The organism is Clostridium sp. AM22-11AC (genome assembly GCF_003473545.1).
GTDB lineage: Bacteria > Bacillota > Clostridia > Lachnospirales > Lachnospiraceae > Enterocloster.
This window is the reverse complement of record NZ_QUCM01000023.1, coordinates 1-26,628: the sequence shown is the minus strand read 5'-3', so window position 1 is coordinate 26,628 and position 26,628 is coordinate 1. Positions and strand designations below refer to the sequence as shown.

General features: G+C 44.9%; 24 protein-coding genes. All 24 read right to left on the bottom strand.

The genetic code is table 11. The features are described 5' to 3' along the window. Nucleotides 1-4: 4 nt before the first annotated feature. Complete coding sequence (radC, locus tag DW251_RS15090) at nucleotides 5-700, bottom strand: DNA repair protein RadC (protein ID WP_118301628.1); 696 nt, start codon at nucleotides 698-700, stop codon at nucleotides 5-7. A gap of 182 nt (nucleotides 701-882) precedes the next feature. Then, a complete protein-coding gene (locus tag DW251_RS15085; protein WP_021870604.1) occupies nucleotides 883-1,134 on the bottom strand; it encodes a DUF4321 domain-containing protein in 252 nt (83 codons plus the stop codon). A 46-nt stretch (nucleotides 1,135-1,180) separates the two neighbouring features. Then, the gene (locus tag DW251_RS15080; RefSeq protein ID WP_021870603.1) at nucleotides 1,181-2,476 is read right to left on the bottom strand and encodes a methionine gamma-lyase family protein; all 1,296 of its coding nucleotides are present in this window, start codon (nucleotides 2,474-2,476) and stop codon (nucleotides 1,181-1,183) included. Between the two features lie 46 nt (nucleotides 2,477-2,522). Then, nucleotides 2,523-3,491, bottom strand: a complete 969-nt coding sequence (gene miaA / locus DW251_RS15075) for a tRNA (adenosine(37)-N6)-dimethylallyltransferase MiaA (RefSeq protein ID WP_118301627.1) — start codon at nucleotides 3,489-3,491, stop codon at nucleotides 2,523-2,525. 10 nt (nucleotides 3,492-3,501) lie between these two features. Then, nucleotides 3,502-5,523: a DNA mismatch repair endonuclease MutL gene (gene mutL / locus DW251_RS15070; protein WP_118301626.1), complete on the bottom strand. Its 2,022-nt coding sequence runs from the start codon at nucleotides 5,521-5,523 to the stop codon at nucleotides 3,502-3,504. Nucleotides 5,524-5,581: 58 nt separating this feature from the next. After that, the gene (gene rimM / locus DW251_RS15065) at nucleotides 5,582-6,094 is read right to left on the bottom strand and encodes a ribosome maturation factor RimM (RefSeq protein ID WP_021870600.1); all 513 of its coding nucleotides are present in this window, start codon (nucleotides 6,092-6,094) and stop codon (nucleotides 5,582-5,584) included. A gap of 91 nt (nucleotides 6,095-6,185) precedes the next feature. Beyond that, nucleotides 6,186-6,413, bottom strand: a complete 228-nt coding sequence (locus DW251_RS15060) for a KH domain-containing protein (protein WP_021870599.1) — start codon at nucleotides 6,411-6,413, stop codon at nucleotides 6,186-6,188. A 24-nt stretch (nucleotides 6,414-6,437) separates the two neighbouring features. Beyond that, complete coding sequence (rpsP, locus tag DW251_RS15055) at nucleotides 6,438-6,680, bottom strand: 30S ribosomal protein S16 (protein WP_021870598.1); 243 nt, start codon at nucleotides 6,678-6,680, stop codon at nucleotides 6,438-6,440. A gap of 98 nt (nucleotides 6,681-6,778) precedes the next feature. Beyond that, nucleotides 6,779-8,161: a signal recognition particle protein gene (ffh, locus tag DW251_RS15050; protein ID WP_021870597.1), complete on the bottom strand. Its 1,383-nt coding sequence runs from the start codon at nucleotides 8,159-8,161 to the stop codon at nucleotides 6,779-6,781. Between the two features lie 10 nt (nucleotides 8,162-8,171). After that, complete coding sequence (gene ylxM / locus DW251_RS15045; protein WP_021870596.1) at nucleotides 8,172-8,516, bottom strand: YlxM family DNA-binding protein; 345 nt, start codon at nucleotides 8,514-8,516, stop codon at nucleotides 8,172-8,174. A gap of 51 nt (nucleotides 8,517-8,567) precedes the next feature. Beyond that, the gene (locus tag DW251_RS15040; RefSeq protein ID WP_118301625.1) at nucleotides 8,568-10,061 is read right to left on the bottom strand and encodes an SseB family protein; all 1,494 of its coding nucleotides are present in this window, start codon (nucleotides 10,059-10,061) and stop codon (nucleotides 8,568-8,570) included. Between the two features lie 66 nt (nucleotides 10,062-10,127). Further along, complete coding sequence (locus DW251_RS15035; RefSeq protein WP_118301624.1) at nucleotides 10,128-11,708, bottom strand: nitrite/sulfite reductase; 1,581 nt, start codon at nucleotides 11,706-11,708, stop codon at nucleotides 10,128-10,130. 14 nt (nucleotides 11,709-11,722) lie between these two features. Next, nucleotides 11,723-15,094, bottom strand: a complete 3,372-nt coding sequence (locus DW251_RS15030) for an SbcC/MukB-like Walker B domain-containing protein (protein ID WP_118301623.1) — start codon at nucleotides 15,092-15,094, stop codon at nucleotides 11,723-11,725. Next, entirely contained in the window at nucleotides 15,078-15,788 is a 711-nt protein-coding gene (locus tag DW251_RS15025; protein ID WP_021870592.1) for a DUF4194 domain-containing protein, read from the bottom strand. The genes DW251_RS15030 and DW251_RS15025 overlap by 17 nt, the downstream gene beginning before the upstream one ends. After that, complete coding sequence (locus DW251_RS15020) at nucleotides 15,781-17,139, bottom strand: Wadjet anti-phage system protein JetA family protein (protein ID WP_347474676.1); 1,359 nt, start codon at nucleotides 17,137-17,139, stop codon at nucleotides 15,781-15,783. Before DW251_RS15020 ends, DW251_RS15025 begins: the two co-directional genes overlap by 8 nt. Nucleotides 17,140-17,145: 6 nt before the next feature. Beyond that, nucleotides 17,146-17,853 (bottom strand): NUDIX hydrolase, encoded by a 708-nt coding sequence (locus DW251_RS15015; protein WP_021870590.1) that lies wholly within the window; start codon nucleotides 17,851-17,853, stop codon nucleotides 17,146-17,148. 32 nt (nucleotides 17,854-17,885) lie between these two features. Further along, the gene (gene cobA, locus DW251_RS15010; protein WP_118301622.1) at nucleotides 17,886-19,421 is read right to left on the bottom strand and encodes a uroporphyrinogen-III C-methyltransferase; all 1,536 of its coding nucleotides are present in this window, start codon (nucleotides 19,419-19,421) and stop codon (nucleotides 17,886-17,888) included. Then, nucleotides 19,418-20,362: a hydroxymethylbilane synthase gene (gene hemC / locus DW251_RS15005; RefSeq protein WP_021870588.1), complete on the bottom strand. Its 945-nt coding sequence runs from the start codon at nucleotides 20,360-20,362 to the stop codon at nucleotides 19,418-19,420. Before hemC ends, cobA begins: the two co-directional genes overlap by 4 nt. After that, nucleotides 20,349-21,002: a bifunctional precorrin-2 dehydrogenase/sirohydrochlorin ferrochelatase gene (locus DW251_RS15000; RefSeq protein WP_118301621.1), complete on the bottom strand. Its 654-nt coding sequence runs from the start codon at nucleotides 21,000-21,002 to the stop codon at nucleotides 20,349-20,351. Before DW251_RS15000 ends, hemC begins: the two co-directional genes overlap by 14 nt. Then, entirely contained in the window at nucleotides 21,002-22,648 is a 1,647-nt protein-coding gene (locus DW251_RS14995) for a D-alanyl-D-alanine carboxypeptidase family protein (RefSeq protein ID WP_118301620.1), read from the bottom strand. Before DW251_RS14995 ends, DW251_RS15000 begins: the two co-directional genes overlap by 1 nt. Next, nucleotides 22,648-23,541, bottom strand: coding sequence for a DUF368 domain-containing protein (locus tag DW251_RS14990; RefSeq protein WP_347474675.1), 894 nt, complete (start codon nucleotides 23,539-23,541; stop codon nucleotides 22,648-22,650). Before DW251_RS14990 ends, DW251_RS14995 begins: the two co-directional genes overlap by 1 nt. Before the next feature lie 128 nt (nucleotides 23,542-23,669). After that, the gene (locus tag DW251_RS14985) at nucleotides 23,670-25,385 is read right to left on the bottom strand and encodes an ammonium transporter (RefSeq protein WP_347474679.1); all 1,716 of its coding nucleotides are present in this window, start codon (nucleotides 25,383-25,385) and stop codon (nucleotides 23,670-23,672) included. Between the two features lie 254 nt (nucleotides 25,386-25,639). Further along, nucleotides 25,640-25,933, bottom strand: a complete 294-nt coding sequence (locus DW251_RS14980; RefSeq protein ID WP_021870583.1) for a hypothetical protein — start codon at nucleotides 25,931-25,933, stop codon at nucleotides 25,640-25,642. 39 nt (nucleotides 25,934-25,972) lie between these two features. Next, nucleotides 25,973-26,524, bottom strand: coding sequence for a hypothetical protein (locus tag DW251_RS14975; RefSeq protein ID WP_118301618.1), 552 nt, complete (start codon nucleotides 26,522-26,524; stop codon nucleotides 25,973-25,975). Nucleotides 26,525-26,628: the final 104 nt, after the last annotated feature.

Below are 26,628 nucleotides of genomic sequence, written 5' to 3'. Positions count from 1 at the left end.
ATAACTAAATGATCTGCTGCTGACGAAAGCTTAAAAAACGCTTATCCCCGATAATAATATGGTCCAAAAGAGAAATACCTATTACATTGCCTGCCTCCTGTACCCTGCGGGTAAGAAGGATATCTGACTCACTGGGAGAAGGATCCCCGCTGGGATGATTATGGACCAGGATCATGCTCACTGCCAGGCAGCGGAGCCCCTCGATCAAAATCTCCCTGGGCGTAACCACAGAAGCATTGACTGTGCCTTTTGAGACCAGAAGGTCCCGGATCAGATTCTGCTTTGTATTTAAGAACATGACCCGGATCTCCTCCTGCTCTAAATGGCGCATATCTTCCATATAATAGTCTGCAATCTGCTCCGGATGAGTAAAGGAAACCGGTGTTTCCCTGGCTTTGCAGTTCCAGATCCGCCTGGAAAGTTCACCGATGCACATAAGCTGGGCACCTTTTACCTTTCCCACGCCTTTGATGCGGCAGTAATCTTCCAGGGAATGATGCAAAAGCCCCAGCAGCCGGTTTTCCTGCCCTTCCAAAGACAGGATCTGTCTGGCAAGCTCCAGGGAAGTTTCCTCTCTGCTTCCGGTGCGTATGATAACAGCTAAAAGTTCTGCGTCTGTCAGGGAAGTGGCACCTGACTCAAGGCATTTCTCATAAGGCCTGTCTTCTTTTGGAAGTTGTTTCATTGTTAATTTCTGCATATGCTCTCCTCCTGTAAAAGGCACCTCTCCAAGTACGCAAAGCAGAAGGATTTCACTTATCGTAAACTCACGAATCCCGCACTTACGTGCTCTATTGCCTGCTTACGCAGGCGATTCGTTCGTTAATGGTTTGCGAAAAGCAAATGTCTGCTTACGCAGCCGCTTGTTTTTCGCTGCACACATTAAATCATACGATAAATGATCAGGGCAATGGCAATGCCGATAATACTTGCCATAGTGATCTTGATGGTAAGTCCCAGAGTAATGACCAGTATGCCAAAGTTAATGACTAAAGGTGAATCAAGACCAAATGACTGGCCAAAATTCAACCAGCTCAGCCATGAAATGCCGTTGGCAAGCTGTCCCATAAAGCCTCCTAATACAATGCCTGCAAGTAACATGATCAGAAGGATCCAGAAATTCTTACGTCCCATAAACACTCTCCTTAAGTTATCAGTTTACCATAAGTTGTTTTTCATGTCATCTTAAGTTTTTCAAAACTCCATCGTCTAAAAGCTGTTGTAAAGACTTAAGAATTCCCAGTTTTGCATGGTACCAGGTAAGTCCGCCCTGGAAGTAAACGGCATATGGAGGCTTAATAGGACCATCAGCACTTAATTCAATGGAAGATCCCTGGACAAATGCACCCGCAGCCATAATGACCTGACTGTCATAACCTGGCATATCCCATGGCTCTGGTGTTACAAAGCTGTCTACAGGAGCAGCTGCCTGAATTCCTTTGCAGAAAGAGATCACACCCTGGGCAGAACCGAAGGTGATCGCCTGGATAATATCGTGACGGGATTCACTGCCATTTGGAACAACGCCGTATCCCAGTCTTTCGTATACATTAGCTGCAAAGATCGCACCCTTTAAGGCACCTGCAACTACAGTCGGGGATAAGAAAAATCCCTGATACAGCTGCTGGTTTAAACCAAGGCTTGCGCCTACTTCTTTTCCAAGGCCTGGAGCGCTTAAACGGTAAGATGCACGGTCTACGCACTCTTTCTTTCCTGCAATATAGCCGCCGATAGGAGCAAGGCCGCCTCCCGGGTTTTTGATCAGGGAACCTACGATCATATCAGCTCCAACATCGGTAGGTTCAATGGTCTCTACAAATTCACCATAGCAGTTATCTACCATACAGATAACTTCCGGTTTAATCTTCTTTACAAAAGCGATCAGCTCGCCGATCTGTTTTACAGAAAAAGTAGGACGAGGATCATAACCTTTGGAACGCTGGATGGTCACTAATTTTGTCTTTTCATTAATGGCTTTTGCGATATTTTCATAATCAAAGGTGCCATCCGGCAGAAGATCTACCTGGCGGTAGCTTACGCCGTATTCTTTTAAAGAACCTACGGAGTCGCGGATACCGATGACTTCTTCCAAAGTATCATATGGCTTGCCAACAGGGGAAAGCAGTTCATCTCCCGGACGTAAGTTTCCGGATAATGCAATGTGAAGGGCATGGGTTCCGGAGATCAGCTGAGGACGTACCAGGGCGCTTTCAGCATGGAAAACACTGGCATAAACATCCTCTAATGTATCACGGCCAAGGTCATTGTAACCATAACCGGTGGTTGCAGCGAAATGGATATCGCTGACTTTATTATCCTGCATTCCTTTTAAGACCTTTAACTGGTTGTATTCTGCAGTCTGGTCGATCCGCTCAAAACGCTCCTTCAGACTTTTTTCTATATCTGCGGCATAATCAAGAACTTCTTTGCTGATACCCAGCTGTTCATACATACCGTCTAAAACATTCTGTTCCATTATGTGATAACTCCTATCTTTATTAAATTGCTCTTTTTTCGGTTTGCTATTTTAGCACGATTTCTGCCTGTTCGCAATCCTTTAATATATCTGCAAGGATAAGGTCTGTATTTCCCTGATACTGGTCTAAGTCCAGCCAGCGCACATCCTTTTCCCTGCGAAACCATGTAAGCTGCCGCTTGGCAAAATGTCTGGTATCCCGTTTCAGGATATATACGGCTTCTTCTAACGTGCAGCCACCATCCAGATAATCAAGGATCTCCTTATATCCAAGCCCCTGCATGGAAGTCTGTCCCCTGTGACAGCCCATATCTTTTAATTTCTTTACTTCATCTACCAGACCGTTTTCCATCATAATATCCACACGCCGGTCAATGCGCTCGTATAAAACTTTGCGGTCCCTGGTGAGAACATAGTATAAGAAATTATAGGGAGAGTCTTTCTGGTGCATTTCTTCGTTGTGCTGTGAGATTTTTTCTCCTGTCTGTTTGAAATATTCAATTGCACGGATCACACGCTTTATATTGTTTGCATGGATCTGTGCAGCAGCTTCCGGATCCACTTCCTGCAGTTTTTGATGAAGGACCTGAGGCGCATTCTCACCCAGTTTTTCTGCCAGCTGTTCTAACTCTTCACGAACAGGATTTTTCTCATCATTTTCTTTAAAATCAATATCATAAAGCAGAGCCTGGATATAAAATCCTGTGCCTCCGGTAATGATCGGGACTTTGTTGTGAGAATAAATCTCATTCATTGCCTGTTTGGCCATTGTCTGGAATGTTACTACATTAAAATCGTCCTGAGGATCTAAAACGTCGATGAGATAATGAGGAATTCCCTCCATTTCTTCTTTCGTTACCTTTGCAGAACCAATATCCATATGGCGGTATACCTGCATGGAGTCTGCGCTGATGATCTCTCCTCCTACTGCTTTTGCAAGTTCAATCGAAAGAGCGGTTTTTCCTACAGCCGTAGGTCCTGTAAGGATGATAAGAGGCTGTTTTACTGATGTCATGGTCTCTCCTTTATACAATGCGCTTAAATTTCTTTTCCAGTTCGTAACGGCTCATGGAGATGATGGTGGGGCGTCCATGAGGGCAGGCATAGGGATTGTCCAGCTTTAACAGCTGATCGATCAGTTCATTTGCTTCCATGGCGGATAAGTGGTTGCCGCCTTTTACAGCTGCTTTGCAGGACATGGAAGCAATCTTTTCATAAATACTGTCCGGGTTGTGAGCTGCGATCTCATCGGAAAGACCATCGATCATTTCCAGAAGAAGTTCTTTCTTTGCAATGGAAAACAGGTTGGCAGGTACTGCACGGACTGCAAATTCACGACCGCCAAATGGCTCGATTTCAAAACCGATCCTTGTAAAATATTCCATATACTTATTTAAAAGAAGTTCCTCATTTGGATTTAAAGTCAGGATGATCGGCGGCTCCACCATCTGGGAGCTGTAGTCCCTGTCTTTTAAGCTTTTTACTGTCTTTTCATAGAGAACTTTTTCATGGGCCGCATGCTGGTCGATGATATATAAATGATCGTTGTATTCGATCAGCCAGTAAGTGTCAAATAATTGACCGATCAGCTTGTGTTTCAGACGGGACGCCGGATCCAAGAGTTTTTCTCCGAAAAAGTCCAGCTGCTTGGGAGCTGTAACTGGTCTGGTATCAGAAACCGGTTTTGAACTGTCAGGGACAGTATTGCTATCTTTTTCTTTCTCTGTTTCAGATGCAGAAACCGGGATCTTGCTGCCGTTTGCAGGCTGCAAAAAAGCCTTCCGGTTCTCTTCTTCTGCTTTTTTCCTCTCCTTTAACCAGTCTGGCATCATATCCGAAATATCCGGTTCTTTTACCAAAGACGGTTTAGGCGGTGCGATCTGGCGGTAGCTGACAGTATTTAAAGCTGCCGCACTTTTTTCACCAGGGCGCTCTCCCTGATGCTCCAAAACATCCTTCCTCTTTGTCTCAAAAGGTTCCGGCCTTGGAGCTTTTTTCTCCTCAAAGCGCTTAACATCCCGCTCTTCTTTTTCGTTTAAGTTCACATCCGGGATCAGTTCCTTATGAGCTAAGGCATTCGCCACTGCATTCATAGCCTGGTTGTAAATAAACTCCCCATCGCTGAAACGAAGTTCCATTTTCGTAGGATGTACATTTACATCCAGTGTCTGGGGATCGATCTGGAAATGCAGCATGGTAAAAGGATATTTGTGCTGCATCATAAATGGCTTGTAGGCCTCTTCAATGGCTTTTGAAAGGATATTGCTGCGCACATACCGGCCATTGACAAAATAATTTTCATAATTCCGGTTAGAACGGGCAATTACCGGCTTTCCAATATATCCGGTGATCGTAACACCCGGGCAGCTGGCGGAAACCTCTAACAGATTGGCTGTGATCTCACGGCCAAATACTGTATAGATCAGATCTTTCAGGTTATTATTTCCGGACGTATACAGCTTGTTCTGGTTGTTCTGGATAAAACGGATGGAGATATCCGGATGAGATAAGGCAATCTTTTCCACAACCGATGCCACATGAGTTCCTTCTGTAACAGGTGTCTTTAAAAACTTCTTTCTGGCTGGTGTATTAAAAAACAGATTTCTTGCAATGATGGTCGTTCCTTCCGGAGCTCCGATCTCTTCCAGGCTCTTTTCTCTTCCACCTTCGATCTGATATCTGGTACCTGTAAGGGTCTGGGTTGTTTTTGAGATCAGTTCCACCTGAGATACAGCTGCAATACTTGCAAGAGCCTCTCCGCGAAAGCCTAAAGATCCAATGGTCATCAGGTCATCTACTGTATGGATCTTGCTGGTTGCATGCCTTAAAAACGCAGTGGCAACCTGATCTTTTGGAATACCACAGCCATTGTCTGTAATACGGATCAGGCTGCACCCGCCGTCACGGATCTCCACGGTTACAGCTGTTGCCTGGGCATCAATGGCATTTTCCAGAAGCTCTTTTACAACAGAAGCCGGGCGTTCGATCACTTCCCCGGCAGCGATCTTGTTGATCGTAGTCTCATCTAAAACAGAGATGGTAGGCATGATTTCCATCCTTTCTGTGGAATATTTTCCCTGGATCTTTCCATTACAGATCTTTCTGCTACAGATCCATCAGACCATCCAGTATATGTACGGTCATTTCACCAGCTTCTATATCCACATTTAAAATACAGTCTTTGATCGCAGGCAAAAGAAGCTCCTTGCCATTTGGCAGAGCCACTACATATACGTCATTGGCGCCTGTTTCCAGTACATCTTTTACAGTTCCTACTTCTGCTCCTGTATCATCCTTTACCAGAAGGCCGATCAGGTCTGTGATAAAGTACTCATCCGGCTGTAAGGTAACAGCCTGTTCTCTGGTGATCAGAAGATCTTTCTGTCGCCAGGTCTCTACGTCATTGATATTGTCATATCCTTTAAATTTCAGGATGACCATATTTTTGAAGAATTTTACCTGTTCGATCTCTAACGTAGTCTGTCCCTTTCCTGTGTCCAGGATCACTGTCTTCAGCTTTTTAAAGCGCTTTGCATCGTCCGTGGTAGGAAAAACCTTTACTTCGCCTCTTACACCGTGGGTAGAGGTGATCACACCTACACGCAGCATGTTTTCCATAAATAAAATTCCTTTCTATGAACATATGAAAACTATGAAAAAAGGGCTGCCGCAAAATGGCTAAGCCTATTCTGCGACAACCCTCCTCTTTTTACTGAATTTCTACGATTACTTTCTTATCTTCCTTAGAGGCAGCGGCCTTGACTACGGAACGGATTGCTTTTGCGATCCTGCCTTGCTTGCCAATGACCTTGCCCATATCGGCAGGAGCTACCTTAAGTTCGATCAGTGTGTCGTCACCCTTTAGTGATTCACTGACTACTACCTCTTCAGGGTTATCGACTAATGCTTTCGCAATCACTTCGACTAATTCCTTCATCTCTCCACCTCTTTTGATTAAAGATTACTGGATGCCAGCGATCTTTAACAGCTTTCCTACAGTTTCGGTTGGCTGAGCGCCGTTAGCTAACCACTTCTTGGTAGCTTCTTCGTCAAACTTGATTACGCTAGGATCCTTGGTGGAATCATAGTATCCAACTTCTTCGATAAATCTTCCGTCTCTTGGGGATCTGGAATCTGAAACTACGATTCTATAAAAAGGAGCCTTCTTCTGTCCCATTCTTCTTAATCTCATCTTTACTGCCATTGTTACATACCTCCGTAAAATAATCTTTTCTATTTGTTTTCGTTTTTTATATTAGACATACAGGAGCACCTGTCTGACTATCAATGTTTGCCAGAAGCTTAAAATGGAAGCTTCATCTTGCCGCCCATAAGGCCGCCTAAACCGCCCAGGCCTTTCATGCCTTTGCGCTTGCCGCCGCCCATAAGGCCCGGCATCTGTTTCATCATTTTCTTCATCTGGTCAAACTGTTTTACCAGACGGTTTACTTCGCCAATGTCCACACCAGCGCCTTTTGCAATACGCTGCTTGCGGGAAGGATTCATAAGTCCCGGATTGGCCCGCTCTTCTTTTGTCATGGAAAGGATAATAGACTCTACACGGTGCATGGAACGCTCGCCTTCATCCATATCTACACCAGCTAACTGGCTTCCCACACCAGGCATCATGGAAAGGATACTTCCCATACCACCCATTTTCTTGATCTGCTGCATCTGGGAAAGGAAATCGTTGTAATCGAATTCCGCCTTGCGCAGCTTCTGGGATAACTCTTTGGCCTGTTCTTCATCTACCTGGGCAGCAGCCTTCTCGATCAGAGACTGGATATCGCCCATTCCAAGAATTCTTGAAGCCATGCGGTCCGGATAAAACTGCTCCAGATCAGAGAGCTTCTCACCCATACCAATGTATAAAATAGGTTTTCCGGTGACTGAACGAATGGAGAGGGCTGCACCGCCTCGGGTATCGCCATCCAACTTCGTAAGAATAACACCGTCAATACCGATCTTATCGTTAAATGTTCCGGAAACATTGACTGCATCCTGACCAGTCATGGCATCAACTACCAGAATGGTCTGATATACATTTACCGTTTCCTTGATCTGCTCCAGCTCTTCCATCATGCCTTCGTCAATATGAAGACGACCGGCTGTATCCAGGATCACTACATTGAAGCCATTTTTAGAAGCATGTTCTACAGCGGCTTTTGCAATGTCCACCGGGCTGATCTTATCGCCCATGGAAAATACAGGAACATCTACCTTTTCACCATTGATCTGCAGCTGTTTGATCGCAGCCGGACGATATACGTCACAAGCAACTAAAAGAGGCTTCTTTCCTTTTGCTTTTAACTTAGCAGCGATCTTTGCTGTAGTTGTGGTTTTACCGGCGCCCTGAAGACCTGCCATCATAATGACTGTGATCTCATTTCCCGGTTTTAAGGCTATTTCTGTGGTTTCAGAGCCCATCAGCTTTACCAGTTCTTCGGTTACGATCTTGATAACCGTCTGTCCTGGTGTCAGGCTTCCGAATACCTCTTCCCCTACGGCTCTTTCCTGAATGGAACTGATGAACTGCTTCACTACTTTGAAGCTTACATCTGCTTCCAGGAGTGCCATTTTAACTTCCTTTAAGGCAGCTTTTACATCTGCTTCAGAAAGTCGGCCTTTGCCCCGCAGGTTTTTGAAAATATTCTGCAATTTGTCGGATAAGCTTTCAAAAGCCATTCATAACCTCCTAAAGTGTGGCTGTAATCTCACCGGATAATTTCCGGATCTGGTCGATCAGAGCCATATCTCTGGTTTTTGCACAGGTATCTGCCAGATCATCTAACTCCCGGATCATCTCCCGGATCTTCATGAACTTGGCTACCAGCTGCAGTTTTGTTTCATATTCTTCCAGTATCTTGTCACACCGCTTTTTCAGATCGTGAACGCTCTGACGGCTGATCCCCTGCTCCTTTGCGATCTCGCTGGGAGAAAGATCATTTAACACCATGTCTTCATAGATACGGCGCTGATGTTCCGTCAGCAGTTCACCATAGAAATCGTACAACAGACCCTGTTCAACGATCTTTTCCATTTCAACCACCTGTGCTATCATACACGATGGCAGAAAGAATGTCAAGTATTTTTACTTGACGTTTTTATAAATATTAATGATCTCTTTTATATCTTCTCTGTCAAGGACCAGATTTTCAGCCAGAGGGTTGATAACGATGTTATCACCACCGGTTGCGCGGATGGCATCAGCCATGGAAAATACAACACAGCCCCAGTCATTGCGCTTATAAGCCTTTTCAAATTCCATCCAGTCAGTAAACAGCGGAAGGAAGGCTTTTTTCTGCTTGTTTGTAATTCTTGGAAGGATCAGTCCCTGTCCCTGCTCTGCACTTAAGCTGTTCTGTCCAACATTTAAGTCACCGTTGTATTTAACAGGAACCAGTAATTTGCTCTTTACCAGTTCATTTAATACAGCGTTCTTCTTTGCAGCGATCTTCTCCTCCCGTTCCGGATAAGATACAGGCCATCTTACTTCTCCTAACAGGTCTGCCATTTCAAAGCGCAGAGCCGGATTGGATACAGGAACCGGAAGCTCTGCTCCTTTTTCCTCAGATGGATCCTCTAAGAAGTCAGAACGGTTCATCAACAGCTGATAGGAGCCGTTATTAATAAGAAGTTTTTCCATTCCAAGGTAGTAAAGCCATGCAAACAGGCTGATCCGTCCTGGAAGTCCGGAATTCTTCTTTGGAACTTCTTTTAAGATCAGGGACTTGTGGTACTGGTTCTCATAGAAATGAAGGGCATGCTTTGCCAGGATCTCCTCAGAGTAAACATCAACGGTTCCTTCAATGATATAAGGAAGTCCGGTACCCTTATCTAAGAGAATATAAAGAGAAGAAGACATCTTTAACTTCTCAACAACCGCATCATAAAGCAGCTGTCCTTTTTCATTGTAATCCGACATTTCTGCCTGCTCATTCATCTGCTGTAAACGGCAGATCATGAAGATGCATTCTTTTACAGAAAGCGGAACCAATAATGCCTCGGAAAGAGTTCCTTCTCCTGCAACCAGGGCAGAAAGTTCATCCTCTCTCTTTTTTGGCAGAAGGGCAGCCAGGTTTTCATCTCTCTCTCCTGCTTTTTTTACAGCCTCCAGGTCATTTTCATTTTCCTCTGGTACGCCCTGAAGATCCTCCATGGTAAGGCCGGAGATCCTGTTAAAATCGATCACCTTTGGTGCAGGTGTTGCCTTAAAAGCAGGCTCTTCTGTCTCACTGACAACCTCTAACAGCTCATCTGTAACAGGTACTAACACAGCTCCCTTCGGAACGTCCTCTTTTACAGCACCGTCTAATTTAAAGCCGTAATGAGGGCCATAGGTTCCCTTCATATCAGCAGAAGCCATTTTCATTAACTGGGTTCCCTGTTCGATTCCCTTGATCACGCAGTGGAAAGCAGGCTTTCCTTCGCTGTCCAAGCAGATGGCTGCAGTACCGGGAGTCACCTTTCCTTCTGTCATCTTACCTGTGACAACTACGCTTTTTCCTTCTTTTAATGCATAAACTTCGTCTACAGCAAATGAAAATCCATCTGCCTGTGTTTTTTTATTTGAAAATAATCCCATTGTTTCCTCCTAAAATCGGGCATGATATGAAGATTATACAACAGCCCGGCTTAAATGAAAAGCCTTTTATACCAGGAAAGAAGCTGCAATGGCCTTGATGCCTTCCGGATTTTTTGCAAACCATGTGTCAAAATCCATTCCGCTGTCGCTTACAGCATGTCCTAAGGCACATAAGAAATCCGGGATCTGCTCTTCCAATAAAGTTCCCACTTCTTCTCCCATGCGCTCCTGGCCCTGGATATCGCTGCCGTTGATATAAAGGTTAAAAGCAGGTTTTAATACTTTATCAATGGTCTTTGCACCGCCTCTGAAGCCGATCACACCGATCTGGTGGGTACCGCAGGAAGACGGGCAGCCGGAAATATGGATCTTTGGCAGGATACCGTCAGCAAACTGCTCGTTTCTTTCCATTCCTACTAATTTCTGTAAAAGTCCCTGGGAGTCACGGATACCCTGCTGGCATACATGGGCACCGATACAGGCTACTGACTCCTCAAAAATTGTCTTCGCACTGTCTTCTGTTACATGTAAAACAGCTTCTAAGTCTTCTTCCCGGCAGTTGATCACATAGAAGGACTCATCCGGACAGAGACGAAGTTCTGCACCTGGGATCTCACAGATAGCCTTGTATAAGTTTACAAATAAAGATGGATCTGGTGTTCCGCCTACCGGATGGCAGTGTACACTGTAAAGCCCTGGCTGTTTCTGGGTATATACCCGGTTTCTTCCAGAATTTGTAAATACAGCCGTTGAAGCATCACAGCCAGCCTCTGCCTCACAGCCCATTTCAGCCTCAGGAAGCGTTAAAGTCAGGTCCTTTCCTATTTCCCGCACTTCTTTTAACTTCTCTAAAAATGCCTCTTTATATTTTTCAGCCCCACCTAAAGTCTGCTGCATATACCGGCTTCTTGCCTTTGCACGGTTCTCATAATTGCCGTAGGCTAAAAACATCTGGTGCATAGCTTCAATGTAATAAAGGATCTGGTCCTTTTCCACTTTTTCAGCTACCTTTACACCAAAAGCCGGGTTGTTTCCAAGACCACCTGCACTGTAAACATCAAAAGTACCGTCTTCTCTTGCAGCAAAGCCCAGATCACGGAAGGTTGCGTGGGTTAGGTTAGCAGGCGTATTAGAAAAACCTACTTTTAACTTTCTTGGAAGCTTCGGTCCTTTAATATAAGTCATCAGATAATCGGCTGCAGCCAGAGCCCATGGAAGCACATTAAAATATTCCCCTTTTTCAATGCCTGACAACGGAGAAACCGTCACATTTCTCGGGAAATCTCCGCCACCGCCTCTGGTAACAATGCCGCATTTTAAAGCTTCCACAGCAAGAGTCTTTACAGTCGCCTCATCCAGATCATGAAACTGTAAGGTCTGGCAGGTCGTTAAATGCACTCTCTTAATATGATAGGTTTCAATGGCATCTGCAATAAACTTAAGCTTTGCCAGGTCCATTACACCGCCGGACATACGAAGACGCAGCATACTTGCATTTCCGCCACGCTGCGCATAGCTTCCAAAACCGCCGGAAATCCCCTTGTAGGTTTTGGCATCCATTTCCCCTTTGTAAAACTTTTCTGTAGCCTCGTCAAATTCTTTGTAGTCCTCTTTCCAGTCTTCTGGCTGGATCTTCATCTGTTCCATAAGTATCTCTCCTTTTATGCCTCTTCATCCATTTCTGACGCCAGATCTTTCATGCGGTCCTTTTCAAACGCCTGGATGGAAATAGATTTTTTACTTGGATTTGCAAATACAAAGGTTTTATCTACATTCTCCACATAATTCTGAATCTTGTCATTGGTAGCGCTGATAATGGCCTGAAAGCCCAGTCCACGGATCAGCTCAATACAGCTTGCAACCTTTTCCGCATCCATCTTGGAAAATGCCTCGTCTAAAATAACCAGGCGGATGGACGGCCTCTGCCTTACAGCTGATGACAGGTTAATATGATAGGCCTGTGCAAAACTTGCAAGGAGCGCCACATATAACGGGTTCTGTCCCTCACCGCCGGAATTTTTGCGGATCATACGGCTTAAGCCGATCCGGATCACCTCATCCTCATTTTTGATCAGCTGCTGCATGTCAAAAGAAAGATAGGTGCGGTAGTCTGCATATTTTTCCATATTTTTCCGTGCTTCTTCTAACTGGGCTGCTGTAGCATTTTCCGGCGGGATGAAAATGCTGATCAGTTCGTTGATCAGATCCCCATACCGGTTTTCATGTTCCATAGAGAAAAGATCCATCTGGTTTTCCACCCCGGTCTTTAAACTGGCGGGATTGATCTCCAATGACTCATCCATGAACATATCATAAAACCGTCCGTCTGCCCCTTTACACCGACCGATCACAAACTGGTATTTATCCTTTCCAAAGTCCAGACGGCTGATGATCCGGTTTAACTCATCCTTGCGCAAAAGAGCGTCCTTGATGGCACTGCGGATCTTGTACATAAAATCGTCCTTAAAATGCTCCACTGCCGCTTTTGCCTGCTTACCTGCCTGTTCCCTGTAAACTTCCAGGTCATCACAGGAAAGCCGGTTTAAGATCTTGTCATACGCTGCATTGTCATTGCTGCTTACAGGAACATTCCTTCCCGGATACCGGCGGATGTATTCACTTCTAAGGCCCATTACATGTTCCTTTGCCTGAACTGCCTTCTGCTCTAAGATCTGGCACTTGGACGCATAAGCCTCTTTTTCCTGGTCAAAGCGTGGATGATCCTTATCTGCCAGATAAGCATTCAGTTCCCGTTCATGTTCCTCGTTTACAGGTACTTCCTTACCCTGACCTGCAGCCTCTGTTTCCAGCTTTAAGATAGTCTGGGAGAAACGTTCCAGTTCATTTTTCTTGTTTAGGATCTGCTCCTGTAACAGATCTCTCTCCCGTTTCTTTCCGTCACTGAGCTCTAAAACAGCCTGACGGTCGGCTTCTAACTGCTTTACATCCTTCTGGCGAAGCTTTTCCAGCCGTTCAGACAGTTTTTGCTTTTCCTTTAACTGTTCTTTGCGGGTGTCTATATCCTTTAACCACTGGAAATACTCCTCTGTATCCTCTTTTAAGGTTTCCAAAGCAAGGATCCGCTTGCAGTCCTTTAACGTTTCCTCTAACGGATTTCTCTTTTCTGAAACCTCCTCCAGTTCCTTTTCAAGAAGACGGACCCTCTTGCGCATACTGTCTTTTCCAATATAGGCAAGACGGGTATAATTTTCCGGATTGATATACTGGAGTCGGAAAGTATGATATAAAAGACAGTCCGGGGTAATACCAATGGCATTGGCCTGTAATTCCTCAATGGTATTACATTTGATCACCTTGCCAAGAAGCAGGTTCATATAAGGCTTTAAATAAGTCTCCCGTACACTTACTTCCTCTGCCAGGGATCCCTTTAAGGCATCATTGTCATATCCGGCTGCTTTCTCCGTATCCAGCACAGCGATATTCCAGAATTTCTTCTTATCCAGTTCCCTGTAAATAGAAAGGGCTGTTTTCGCGTATTTGGGAGCAACCACCAGGTTTAACTTATTTCCCCCAAGATAACCTTCAATGGCATTGCGCCACTGGTCGTTTTTCACTTCCAGAAGGTCTGCCAGGATATACACATCTACGCCTTTGCCTGTTTCCTCTAAAAGACGTCTTTGCAGATAAGACCTTGCCTCTTCCAGATAAGAAGGATAGGCTTTATTACCTGCCTTTAACTGTTCCAGTTCCAATTTTTTCAGCTTCTCAGACTTCTTTAATTCATTGATCTGGCTTACTGTCTCCTGACGCAGTTTTTCCGTATCAGCAGCCATGGATGCCAGGGAAGCTTTTAAACGTTCCAAAACCGGTCTGGTAATCGTCCGTGTTTCAAATTCTTCCAAATCCCATAATGTCTGATTAGAAACGATTTCTTCCTCTTCCCACTTCTTTAAAGCCAGCAGCGTCTTCTGCCACTTGGCTTCACTGTGGCCTAACTGCTCGCAAAGGGCATTTAAAGAGGTAAGCTGCTGCTTTAATTCCTCATATCCGGTAGAAGCGATCCTTTTAAGAAGTTCATCACTATTTGCAGTCAGCTCCCCGATCTGCTGTTCCACTGACTTTTTGGCCTCATCTAACTGGAGCAGATCTTCTTTGCCGCGTTCTGTCTTTTCGTGGAGCATACGGATCTTGGACCTGGTATCCAGAAGATCCAGTTTCTTTACAAACCAGTGATATTTCTCTAACTTGTCATGGATCAGGCGATATTCCCCATATGCATCATGGATCGCAGTCAGCTTATCGATCTCCTGGCAGGTATCATCGATCTTTCGCTGCATCCGTCCATACTGCATAACACTTTCCTGCATGTCCTCAATATGGATGTTCTGTTCCGTACAGATATATTCCTTTACAAAATCTTCCAGGCGGATGTTCATACGGAAAGGAATGGCCCGCTTAAAAAGCAATGGGAACTTTTCGCTGTCAAGACCTCCTAAATAGCTGTCATAAAGGATCCTGCGAAATCTCTCATTATGGGAAGTGGAAAAATAATCTTCCTTGCTGTAATGTTCCCTTAAATACTGTTCTACTTCGCTGATGGACATAGGCCTTGAAGGTGTCCTGTATTCATTTTCCCATAAAGGACCTTTGTGCCAGAAGAAACGTCTGGAAACTTCATTGGAAGCTGTGTTTACATCAAAGACAACACCGATACACTGATATTCTTCTGTGCAGGTCTGCTGCATTTCCAGTACAATGGTAGAACTGAAATTCTGGTTGCGCAGATAGGAAAATTCATTATTTTCCCCGATATTTACCATACCGCGCAGATATTCGATCAGGCTACGGTCCGAGTCATCAGCAGCAGCCTTGTTAAAGAAGCCGCGGCCGTCTGTATTGGCATAAAGGACCAGCTGCAATGCGTCAATAACCGTAGACTTTCCGCTTCCTGAGTGACCGGTAAAGAAATTGATCTCCTTATTCAGGGAAAGGATCTTTCTGGAAATATAATGCCAGTTGTTTAAACAGATCCTGGTAAATGCTAGAAAAGGAGAATTATTCTTCTGTTCCATCTTCGTTTCCTCCTTCCTCTGCCAGATCAGGCTCTATACGCTCTGTATCCCCATTATCAAAATCCTGTAAAAGGGCCCGTACATCATCCCCTAAAAGGACTACATTAATACAGGGATAAATCATAAAAGGACTGGAGCTGTTCAGATCATCTAACAGTTCCAAAGGCTCTATGATCTGATATTTTCTTAACAATGCTATGGTGCGCCGGATATCCGTAGGTGCAGGCTGACGTTTAAACAGACGGTAACCTCCTAACTTCTCCTGGATTTCTCCCAGAGTCGTATAAACATTTACACTGGTGGAAACATTTTCCATCTGTTCGTCATAGATCAGCTTTAATGCCAGAAGATAAAGAGTGGCCAGTTTTGGAAGTTTTTCTCCAAGCAGATCCTCTCCCTGTACATAAATAATCCCTAAATGGCTGTTTTCTGTCAGCTCGATCCCGGCAACAGCCAGATAATGGCGGATAAAAGGAAAATGTTTACTGATGGTGCGGTAAGCTGCCGTATACTGAAGTCGCTCTGTCTTTTTATCGTATTTGCGCTCCAATACAAAAGTCTGGCGCAAAAGCAGACGGATGGAGTCGGTGATCTCCTTTTGCTGTTCTTCTGTCAGGTTGTCAAAATAGGGGATCTGCCAGTCATTCTGCCAGTTAGTTTCATTCTCCGGGATCAGATCAGATGTATCATTCACGGGTATTCCTCCTTACAAATTGGAATTCAGGATAAGTATAAGGACCATTCTTTATGGGCTTTGCATCACTTTCCACTGCTTTATAACGGCTTTTGGTCCGTGTGGAATAGTCATAGGCAAGGATCAGTTTTTCAAAATCTTCGTCCGAAGATACGGTATTCTGATCTACTTTCATGGTGCCATTTTCCATATGATCCTGGATGAAATCTTCAATCTCCCGCCTGCTGTAACGGTTCTTTACTTTGTTGTAATTTAAGATCTCTTCTTCCGAAAGTTCCGGCAGTTCCTTTTCATCCGGCAGCTGTTTTGCAAAGTCCGTTCTTGGGCGGCGCTGCTTATAAAGAGCTTCTTCTGACAACAGGCCTGTCTGGGAAAGGTTCATACGGCTGCCTACCGCCTGGATCATATCCTCATCTCCGTTATTGGCGGACAGACGGTTTAAGAGCTGGATCACCAGCCCTTTCATATCGTCTTCCTGATTTAATAAATAGCCCAGTCTTGTTACCGTAGCTTTTACATAACGGGAATGTTCCCTGTCAATGTTGGTGATCCTGTGCTCAATGTCATCAAAGCCCCGTTCTAACTGATCCAGTTTTTGAAGGATCATAGAAGGGGCCATTCCCTCTGCCATACGTTTCTGCCACTGTTCATCTTCCCGCATGGAGCGGATCCAGGTCTTAATATCCGTCTTATAAAGATAAAAATTGTCAGAAGTCTTTAAGATGTGGTACTTTTTATTCACTACTTCCTGTACATATCCCTCTAAATGGTCTTTTAAAAGCTGGGAATAATCCTTCTGCTCCAGAAGGCTTCCAAAAAAGGTATCCATATTGTGGAGCAGATCCTGAAGGGATTTGTTTAATTTCCGCGTATTGATGATCGCTGTATCCAAAAGGCCGATCCCGGCGCGGCTGTCATTTTTCAGGGAAAACAGGATGGCATATACGTTCTGGATATAGATCTGGGTCTCATCTTCCTGTTCATTGGAAAGACGGTGAAAGGCCTCGATCATCACAGCCGCGTAGTCCGGAATGACAATGTTCACAGTCATAGTAGAATAATCATCTACTTTCCGCAGCCACCCTGTTTTTAACAGCCAGTTTAACACACGGGTTGCCGGAGGTTCTAACTGGTCCTCCTCTTCCTCCAGTTCATCCTGCCAGATCACATACCGCTTCTGGGCAAAGTAACTGCTTAAAAGCTGGATGCACATTTCTCGGCTGAGAAAGTAATTGCTGTATTCATATTCCTCATTGATCTTTAAAAGTGCTTCTATGTAGGTGGCGCGGTTGACGGAACGGAACAGGCTCCAGAAACGTTCCGGTATCTCATGCATTAAATTTGTTTTCAATCTGTATTACTTCCCTTCCAGCTGGTTTTTCAGATAAAGAAGCGCATTGGTAACGATGCAGCCATGGTCAACGGCAATGCCCTTTGACTCTAATAAGTGATAGGTCTCTTCCTTGATCAGAGGATGACCGGAATAAGTGATCTCCACCTTTGCAGAAACATCAATGCCCTGCTCCTTATTGGTTAAAGACAGCTCCCACACCTCTACAGATGACTGGTCTTCCTTTTCCTCTGTGCTTAAACGTTTCAGATCCACATCCAGCCACTGGGCATCTTTTGCGTCATCTGCAGCCTGTACTTTCAGATCTCCTTCTACCAAAGCCAGATAGGAGGTAGTAATGATACGCCATCTTGGATCACGCTGCCATTCTCCCCAGGTACGCATCTGGCGCAGTGGCAGTCCCTTTACACAGGTCTCTTCTTCCAGTTCTCTGGCAGCACCTTCACTGATGTCCTCTTTCAACTCTACAAAGCCTCCTGGAGTCGCCCAGAAACCGATACTTGGATGATTGCTGCGCTTTACCATAAGAACCTTTAATGGCTGTCCCCAGTGGGTCAGTTTTTCTTCACATCTGACTACTACAATATCAGCTGTGTTGCACAGGCTTTCATACTTGGCCGGATTATAATGCTCTAAAAACTCCTCTAAAGACTGTCCAGCCGGGTTTTTCTCACCTGTACCATAAAATCTCCTTAAATCACTTAAAAATGCCATAAAAATGCCCTCCTTCTTGTACTGCTGTACATTTATCGCGTTTTTTCTTCGGTCAGCCCCTTTAATATGCCAGGGATATCATAAGAATTTCCGGTCATATACGGGATCACTCCGGCTTCACGTAAGGCTTTGCCGGTTACCGGGCCAATGGCGATCACTTTGACACCTGCAGGTATCTGGAAATGCTTTAAAAATGCTTTCGCGCCTGAGGCACTGCCAAAGACCAGGTGGCTGCACTGTGAAAGGAGTGTTCCGTCAGCAAGAGGCTTCCCTTTTACATGATACAACGCCAGGTCTTTATAAAAAATATCTTGTTTTTCCAATTCTTTGCTCAAATTTACACTGCCGTCTTTGGAACGTGCCAAAAGCACATGATCTGAAGGAGTCAGAACATTAATAAGAGCTTCTGCCAGGCTTTGGCTGCAGTACTCTTTTGGCATCAGATCCGCCTGAAAGCCATGGGCTTTTAAAGCCTGTCTGGTGGCTTCTCCGATCACGGCAAAATGAAGACTGCATAAAAGCCGCAGATCCCCGTTTTCCTGGTTTAAAAACCGGTCAAAGAAAATTTCCACTCCGTTTACACTGGTAAAGACCAGCCAGGTGAAGTTTTGTTTTAAAATAGCTGTAAGTGAAGAGTTCGGATTTGAAGAGTCTGGATCTTCTGAAAACTCTTCTGAAAATGCCTCCGGCACCACTTCCATTTTCATTACAGGAAGTGTTTTGGCGCCCTGGGATTTTAAAGCAGTTTCTAAACGGGCTGTAAAAGAAGAGGTACCGGTGATCCCGACTGTAAGCCCGGATAATGGCTTGTCATCAATCTTATCACCTGTCATTTCTTCTGATCGCAGGTCAAAAGCTGCGGTCTCCCCTACAACAATGATCGCAGGTGTTTTAAGACCTGCCTTAAGGCTTTTCTCATAAATGGTTTCCAGTGTACCTCTGACTGTGCGCTGACTGGCAAGAGAGCCATCTTCGATCACAGCTGCCGGTGTATCCGGGCTTTTTCCCCCTTTTATAAGACCTTTTGCAATATGCTCCAGATTGGAAAGTCCCATAAGAAAGACCAAAGTTCCCTCACAGGCACCATATAAAGCCAGCTCTGCCTCTGACTGGGCCCCCTTTAAGGTGTGTCCGGTGATCACATGAAAGCTGCGGCTTACATTTCTGTGTGTGACCGGTATACCAGCCAGTTCCGGAACAGATACGCAGGAAGTAATACCCGGCACCAGCTCCCAGGGGATCTCTTTTTCTTTTAAAGCCAGGATCTCTTCTGAACCACGGCCGAAAACAAAGGAGTCCCCGCCTTTTAAGCGAACTACTTTATTTCCTTCTAAAGCCAGCTGTACCAGAAGTTCATTGATCTGATCCTGTTTCATAGAGTGGCAGCCTGCCTGTTTTCCTACATAAAAAGTTTTACAACGGGAAGGAACCCAGGAGAGAAATTCTTTTGATGCCAGATGATCATAAACCAGGGCGTCACAGCTCTCTAAGATTTCCTTCCCCTTTAAGGTAATAAGACCCGGATCTCCAGGACCTGCTCCTATAAGATAGACAACTCCTTTTTTCATATCCTTTTAAGTCCTTTCCCTGTTTCTTCGATCATTTTTTCAAGGCTTTCTCTGTCTGTATTTCCTGTGACACACACATGACGGACCTTTTTATCTTTTAATTCGCCCGGACAGCCTGCAGCCTGTATGATCAGTTTTCCCTCTTCCATTCTGGCATAGACACCAACCGGTTCGTGGCAGCCTGCATTCAAGTATGCAAGTACCCCTCTTTCTGCATCTAAGCAGATATGAGCGTCCGGGCAGTCAATAATTGAGGCAAGTTTTGCGGCAGGACTGCCTGTTTTTGCCTCTACGGCAAGAACGCCCTGTCCTCCGGCAGGAATAAAATGTTTCGGATCTAAAGGATAAAAATGGAATTCTTCCCCTTCACAGATCCCCAGTCTTGCAAGACCTGCCTGAGCCAGTACAATGCCGTCATAAAGCCCTTCTTTTAATTTATTAAGACGGGTGTGTACATTTCCACGAAGAGTCTGAAAAACAGGCTCCGGGACGTTTGCATTTACAGGCCACACTTCTTTCCAACATTCTTCTAAGAAGCACTGTCTTCTGGGGCTGGAGGTTCCTACAATAAAGCGTGGACAGACGAAAGAAGAAAAATCTGTATCTGCCCTTGTGACCAGCACATCTCCCGGATAGGCTCTTTCTGATACAGCTGCAATGCACAGGCCTTCTTCTAAGCAGGCAGGCATATCCTTGGCACTGTGTACAGCCAGGTCGATCTCTCCGCTTAAAAGGGCATCTTCCAGCTCTGATACAAATACGCCTTTTCCTCCAAATGCCTGTAAGGGGCTGATCAGGTTTTTATCTCCTAATGTATCTGATGTAACGATCTCTGTTTCAAGTCCCGGATATGCCTTTTTTAAAAGATCTTCAATAATATAAGTCTGTTTTAAAGCCAGTTCGCTTTTCCGGCTTCCGATCCGTAATTTAAGTTCTGTCATATGGTTCCTCATCTGCTATGATCTCATCGATCTGTTCTCTTGTTAAAGGCTGGTCCTGCTCTGCAGCAAGAGTGGCCATTTTCTTAAAAACTTCTTTTCTCTTTTGGGAAGACTCAGGAAAAAGAGACAGAATCTCCGGACGCAGGCTGCCTAACTGCTCTGCGATTTCTCCTGTATGTTCCGGGATCACCTGACGGATCCGTTCTTTTATGATCTGGGTAAGAACAGGGCTTGCACCGCCGCTGGATATGGCAATATTTACAGGGCCCTCCTTAAGCATGGACGGAAAGATAAAACTGCATTCATCCTTTACATCTACTACATTGACCGGGATCTTCTTCTGTCTGCAATAATCGGAGATCTTTGCATTTAAAACCTCGTCAGAAGAGGCAGCGATCACAAAATCAGCATCTGCCAGATCATCCTCTACAGAAAAAAGCCGTCTGTACAGTTTCAGACGGCTCCCAAAGGACGGTTCCTCTGCCAGAGCGGATAACCCGGCATTCCATTCCGGGGAAACGACCTTGATAGTTGCACCAAAAGGAAGCAGGTCACATACCTTGCGGTATGCAACCTTTCCTCCTCCTGCAATGACACAAAGTTTTCCCTTAATATCCATATAGAAAGGAAAATATCCCATTATCTGTCCTCCCCAGGTACATCCTCTTTTTCATCCGGATCATCCAGGTCATCCTCATGTTCATCTTCCCATGAGTCATATTCATCATCTGGATATTCTTCCGGAAGATCTTCTGAATGATCAGAAACTTCATCCCCGGATCCATCATCATCATCCGGTTCCGGCATTGTGCGCTCTCTTAAAGCATTCTTGCGCTCATTTACAAGACGTTCAAATTCTTCCTCACTGCAGCCCATATCAGCCAGTCTCTTGCGGCGTTTCTCACGAAGAACACGCATCCGTTCTTCTTCCTGCTTTCTCTGGATCATAAACCAGATCACAGCAGCTGCGATCAGGAGAACCACTACACCAGCTCCTGCAGCAATATAAGTTGCTTTTGTAAGTTTCAGAGGCTTTTTCTCTTTGTCTGCTGTGGAAGAGGTTCCTGTTTTTGCTGCATCGGTAGTATTCTCACTGCCTGCAGTTTCGTTATCTGTACCATCTTCTGCAGATACCGGTGCAGAGGCTGCCTTTGTACTGTAGACCCAGGCAACACCGATCTGACGGTCATTGTATGTATAAATAATACGGGCAACTGCGCCTTCCGGATGGCTTGCAGGGATCTCTGTCTGAAGATATTTGTCTGCATCTGAAAACTGGGCATCATTTGGCAGGGTTACAACTGCCTTTTCATCTAAATAAAGATCGGAAGGAGAATAAGTCTCATCTCCAATGGTCACAGGTTCTTCCCCTGTTACATAGTCTGTTTCATTTTCTGCAACAGATACATTTTTAAAGCGGGCAAAACCAAAATCCAGAATGGTCTTTGTGTCAGAATAATGGGTCCGCTGGGTACTCTTTAAGGTAACAGCCACCTGACGGCGTCCGTCCTGCTCTGCATAAGTAACAAGGGTCTGACCTGCCAGGGAAGTATAACCCGTTTTTCCTGCAACTGCGCTTGGATAATAATTTTCGTCACTGGAGTCCCCGGTTACTACTAACTTATGCTCCATGGAATAAGTACGGCCATTTGGATTGTTGATGGTCGGAGGCAGTGTAGCGCTGGTGGTAGAACAGATCTCCAGTAAAGTAGGATTGCCAAAAACAGCTGCACCGATCTGGGCCATATCATAGGCAGATGTAAGCTGTTCCGGATCATTTAAACCGGACGGGTTTACAAAATGGCTTTCACGGCAGCCTAAAGAAGCCGCTTTTTCATTCATCATATCCGCAAAAGCTTCCCTGCTTCCGCCTACATGTTCTGCCAGAGCGTTGGCTGCCTGATTGGAAGACTGAAGAAGCATGACATAAAGGCAGTCTTTTACAGAGAGCACATCTCCCTCTTCTAACTGCAGTTTGTTGCCGCTTCCGGACTCCACGTTATAAACAGCATCATGTGAAAAGGTAACCTGCTCATCCATAGAGGCATTTTCCACTACTACCAAAGCAGTCAAAAGCTTGGTAATGCTGGCAGGATATTCCTGAACATGGATATTCTGGGCAAAAAGAACGGCTCCGGAGTCCAGATCCATAACAATACCTGCTTCTGACTGGCAGCCGGTATCAAGTGGCCAGTCCGGTTTTGCAAACGCACACACAGACATGGAAAAGATACTGATAACACAGGCAAGTGCCAGTATACCTTTTCGTTTCAGCTGTTTTAACATTATTTTCTTCCTCCATCCTGCTTTTCAAGGCGTGTTTTTAAAAGTTCCAGTCCTGCTAAGATCACAGCACCCAGGATAAAAAATCCAATATGGAACGTAGAAAAACTCATAGGTTGCTGAGGCACATCCAGAGTTGTGGGTCCCTGGGTGATGGCATATAGGGAACCGATCATTAAACCAAGGATCATATAAATAGTCTGGGAACGGTGCTTTGCCAGGCAGATCTTAATGATCTTGATAATGCTGACAATACCCGTAAGAACTCCCAGTCCGAAAATAACAAGTACCGGAAGATAAGACAGGTTTAAATGCATAAATTCGTGGATCGCGTTGATCACCGGCACATAAAGTCCGAAGATCAAAAGCAGTGTGGAACCGGAAATTCCCGGAAGTACCATCGCTGTAATGGCGATCATGGCAGCAAAAAACAGATACAGGCCCAGACCTGCTGTCATATGCTCAAAGTTTACAGAAATACCATTTCCATTTGTAGGGTTAAAATAAGAGATGCAGAATACCAGTGCCATACCGATCAGGGTAAAAACAAGGCAGCCAGCCTTTCCTTTTATACTGGCCCACTCTTCTTTTACTACCAATGGGATAGCAAACAGGGTAAGGCCTAAAAAGACAGAACTGATCTCATAGATGTGTACCTGAAACAGAGAAGAAAGGACCATAACAGAAGCACCAAAACCAATGACCCATCCAATTCCCAGTTTAATAAGGAAAACAAGGGCTGCTTTGCGCTTTGCATTGTCCTTTCCGATCATATCATTTAAAGAATTGATAAATTCATCATAAAAACCAAGTAAAAAAGCGATGGTGCCGCCGGAAACACCGGGAACACTGTCCGCTAATGCCATGCAGAAACCTCGTACTGCGTTTAAAAACATATAATTATTTCCTCCTGAAATCACTCTGGTTAAAAAAGCTTAGTATACCGTCTTAAGGATAGCTTTCTGTGAACCATTATACATGAAACAGGAGGAAATTCAAGTAAAATGTACTTTATGGAATTTTATCAGTCTCCCTGAAGGGCGTCATATCCTTCTTCACCGGTGCGGACTTTTACTACATTTTCCACATCATAGACAAAGATCTTTCCATCGCCGATGTGGCCGGTATAAAGAACTTTTTTCGCAAGGGCGATCACATCTGCCACAGGGACTTTGCTTACTACAACTTCTAACTTGATCTTTGGAAGGAGGGCTGCTTCTTCTACTTTAATACCTCTGTAATAATTGGTATGGCCCTTCTGGGTTCCACAGCCCATAACCTGTGTGATCGTCATACCTGTTACCCCAAGTTCTGTCAGGGCTTCTTTTAAGGCTACAAAACGGCTCTGGTTGAAGATCATAACTACCTTTGTAAGTTTTGCGCCGGAGCCATTTCCGGAAATCGTTGTTTCAGACTGTGGGAAATGTTCTACAGGAACAGATTTTTCTACAGATACAGGTGCAGCCGAAACAGCTGGCGCGTCTTCTCTTCCTGTAAATACAACCGGCATAAAGTCTGCATAAGAACTTGCCAGGTTATGTTCTGTTACGTCAAGACCCTTTGTTTCCTCTTCTACACTTGCGCGAAGTCCAATGGTATGCTTTAACAGATTAAATACGATCACCATGGTGATGGTTACCCAGAGGATCACAGATACAACACCTAAAAGCTGGATACCAAGCATATGGAAGCCGCCGCCGTAAAATACACCGTTTTCTTTGTCGAAAAGACCGGTTAAAAGGGTTCCTACAGCACCGCAGAAGCAATGAACACCAACAGCACCGACAGGATCATCGATCTTTAATACCTGATCTACAAATTCAATACCAAAAACTACTACAAAAGCTGCGATCAGGCCGATAAAGAAAGCACCTGTTGGAGTTACTACGTCACAGCCAGCTGTAACTGCTACCAGACCGGCTAAGGAACCGTTTAATGTCATGGAGATATCCGGCTTTTTATAGCGGATCCAGGTAATGATCATCACTGCTACGGTTGCTACTGCTGCTGCCAGGTTGGTTGTTACGAAAATGTTTCCTGCGGAATAGATGGCTTCATCACTGTCCATAGCTACCGTAGAACAGCCGTTAAAACCAAACCAGCAGAACCAGAGGATAAATACACCTAAAGCGCCAAGTGTTAAGCTGTGACCAAGGATTGCTTTCGGCTTTCCGTCTTTGTCATACTTTCCAATTCTCGGTCCTAAGATCTTTGCTCCAATGAGGGCTGCTACACCGCCGCACATATGAACCGCTGTGGAACCTGCAAAATCATGGAAACCTAACTGAGCCAGCCAGCCGCCGCCCCAGATCCAGTGACCGGAAATAGGATATACGATTGCGCTGATCACTGCACTGTAGATACAGTAAGAAATAAATTTGGTACGCTCTGCCATGGCACCGGAAACAATGGTGGCTGCTGTGGCACAGAATACAGTCTGGAAGATCAGATAGGCAGGAAGAGGAACACCTGCCGGAAGGATGGCACTGTAGTCGCCTCTTACAAAAGGATCAAAGCCGCCGATGAAAGCACCGCTGCCGGCAAACATGATACCAAAACCAGTCAGCCAGTAAAGGGGAGTTCCAATGGCAAAATCCATAAGGTTCTTCATAATGATGTTGCCTGCGTTTTTCGCCCTTGTAAAACCGGTCTCAACCATGGCAAAACCTGCCTGCATGAAAAATACCAGTGCCGCGCCTACAAGGACCCATATTGTGTTCACTGCTGAAAATTCCATAATAGTTTCCTCCTCATACTTTCCATAAATGCACATAGAATGCAAAAAGGCGCATTGCCCGCCGGTACCTGACGTTGACAATGCACCTCTTTGTGCTGACTGTTCTTACGTAAAAACAGAAAAAGCACCGGGTATTAAGCACCGGCGCTTTCTATGTAGCTCATTATAGTGGCCTAAAAAGAGAATGTCAACAGAAAATTAAATTTTTGTTAATAAGGCAGAAATTTTTCAAAAACTTTCCCTTGCCTTTGTTATTTTTACAGACGGCTGACTTTCTTCCATCTGGGAAGTTCCGCCTCATACCGTTCATTGATCCAGTCTGCCCCTTTTGCAATTCCATCTGCATCAAAGGTACACTCTAAAAATTGCTTTTCTTCCTCTGGCGTGCAGTCAAAGCTGTACGGTTCCGGCCAGACGCTGACTCTGAGGACAGGAGTTTCCTCTCCTTCTTTTTCAAACTTTTCCATGCGAAAACGCATGCCTTTGCAGCTGCCGGTATATTTTTCTTTTTTTAAAAAATTTACCGGCATAAAATCTTTAAGCTGAAGCATAAAACACTCTCCTGCAGATCTGTTTTTATCCCAGATCCATTATTCGTGATAACTTAATTCCATTAAATTGGTAACCACCTGGGTACACTCTTCGTCGGAAATGGCAGAGGCAGTGTATACGGTATAACGTGTGCTGCCCCAGGACCATGAAGCCAGTCTTCCGCCGCTTTCTGTGGTCTTTACCTGGGCCTGTCCTGCTATTTTGCCAGACTCCCAGTTTACAGCCAGTTCCTGGTCTGTAAACCGCTCAAAAATACCTGCAAAATCTTCCGCTGTATTGGAAGCGCGGTAACAGTAGGAAACGCCGTTTTCATCAAATGTGATCTCCGCCACTTCCCCGCTTATGGTATAAAACTTAGTATTTTCCCCATCTGCAGGTGCTACCATATGGATCCCCATGGACTCAAAGGACTGCTCATTTTCCACTTCTTCCATTGGATTGGGAATAGATGCAGTCTCTGCCTCAGAAGGAGCCTGCGTACTTTCTGCTGCTGTGGTTTCTTCCGGTCCTGAAGAAGCACAGCCAGTAAGCTGGCTAAGAGCCAGACCTGCTGCAAGACTTAAGGAAATCAGATACGTTCTTTTTTTCACCTGGATCATCTCCTGTTATTATTGTCGTTCATTTCTGAACTGTAACTTGTTATTTACTAAAACTTCCCACACCAAAACAGGGCTTCGCACCTTGAAAATTCAAT

What these genes read in the sequence shown, in the direction of transcription:
- rpsP (WP_021870598.1), bottom strand. Translation starts at nt 6,680, where the DNA reads ATGGCAGTAAAGATGAGATTAAGAAGAATGGGACAGAAGAAGGCTCCT.
- DW251_RS15080 (WP_021870603.1), bottom strand. Translation starts at nt 2,476, where the DNA reads ATGGAACAGAATGTTTTAGACGGTATGTATGAACAGCTGGGTATCAGC.
- miaA (WP_118301627.1), bottom strand. Translation starts at nt 3,491, where the DNA reads ATGACATCAGTAAAACAGCCTCTTATCATCCTTACAGGACCTACGGCT.
- mutL (WP_118301626.1), bottom strand. Translation starts at nt 5,523, where the DNA reads ATGCCTACCATCTCTGTTTTAGATGAGACTACGATCAACAAGATCGCT.
- DW251_RS15030 (WP_118301623.1), bottom strand. Translation starts at nt 15,094, where the DNA reads ATGGAACAGAAGAATAATTCTCCTTTTCTAGCATTTACCAGGATCTGT.
- DW251_RS14995 (WP_118301620.1), bottom strand. Translation starts at nt 22,648, where the DNA reads ATGTTAAAACAGCTGAAACGAAAAGGTATACTGGCACTTGCCTGTGTT.
- DW251_RS15035 (WP_118301624.1), bottom strand. Translation starts at nt 11,708, where the DNA reads ATGGAACAGATGAAGATCCAGCCAGAAGACTGGAAAGAGGACTACAAA.
- cobA (WP_118301622.1), bottom strand. Translation starts at nt 19,421, where the DNA reads ATGAAAAAAGGAGTTGTCTATCTTATAGGAGCAGGTCCTGGAGATCCG.
- DW251_RS14990 (WP_347474675.1), bottom strand. Translation starts at nt 23,541, where the DNA reads ATGTTTTTAAACGCAGTACGAGGTTTCTGCATGGCATTAGCGGACAGT.
- DW251_RS15000 (WP_118301621.1), bottom strand. Translation starts at nt 21,002, where the DNA reads ATGGGATATTTTCCTTTCTATATGGATATTAAGGGAAAACTTTGTGTC.
- ylxM (WP_021870596.1), bottom strand. Translation starts at nt 8,516, where the DNA reads ATGGAAAAGATCGTTGAACAGGGTCTGTTGTACGATTTCTATGGTGAA.
- DW251_RS15015 (WP_021870590.1), bottom strand. Translation starts at nt 17,853, where the DNA reads ATGGCATTTTTAAGTGATTTAAGGAGATTTTATGGTACAGGTGAGAAA.
- DW251_RS15060 (WP_021870599.1), bottom strand. Translation starts at nt 6,413, where the DNA reads ATGAAGGAATTAGTCGAAGTGATTGCGAAAGCATTAGTCGATAACCCT.
- DW251_RS15085 (WP_021870604.1), bottom strand. Translation starts at nt 1,134, where the DNA reads ATGGGACGTAAGAATTTCTGGATCCTTCTGATCATGTTACTTGCAGGC.
- ffh (WP_021870597.1), bottom strand. Translation starts at nt 8,161, where the DNA reads ATGGCTTTTGAAAGCTTATCCGACAAATTGCAGAATATTTTCAAAAAC.
- radC (WP_118301628.1), bottom strand. Translation starts at nt 700, where the DNA reads ATGCAGAAATTAACAATGAAACAACTTCCAAAAGAAGACAGGCCTTAT.
- DW251_RS15040 (WP_118301625.1), bottom strand. Translation starts at nt 10,061, where the DNA reads ATGGGATTATTTTCAAATAAAAAAACACAGGCAGATGGATTTTCATTT.
- hemC (WP_021870588.1), bottom strand. Translation starts at nt 20,362, where the DNA reads ATGACAGAACTTAAATTACGGATCGGAAGCCGGAAAAGCGAACTGGCT.
- DW251_RS14980 (WP_021870583.1), bottom strand. Translation starts at nt 25,933, where the DNA reads ATGCTTCAGCTTAAAGATTTTATGCCGGTAAATTTTTTAAAAAAAGAA.
- rimM (WP_021870600.1), bottom strand. Translation starts at nt 6,094, where the DNA reads ATGGAAAACATGCTGCGTGTAGGTGTGATCACCTCTACCCACGGTGTA.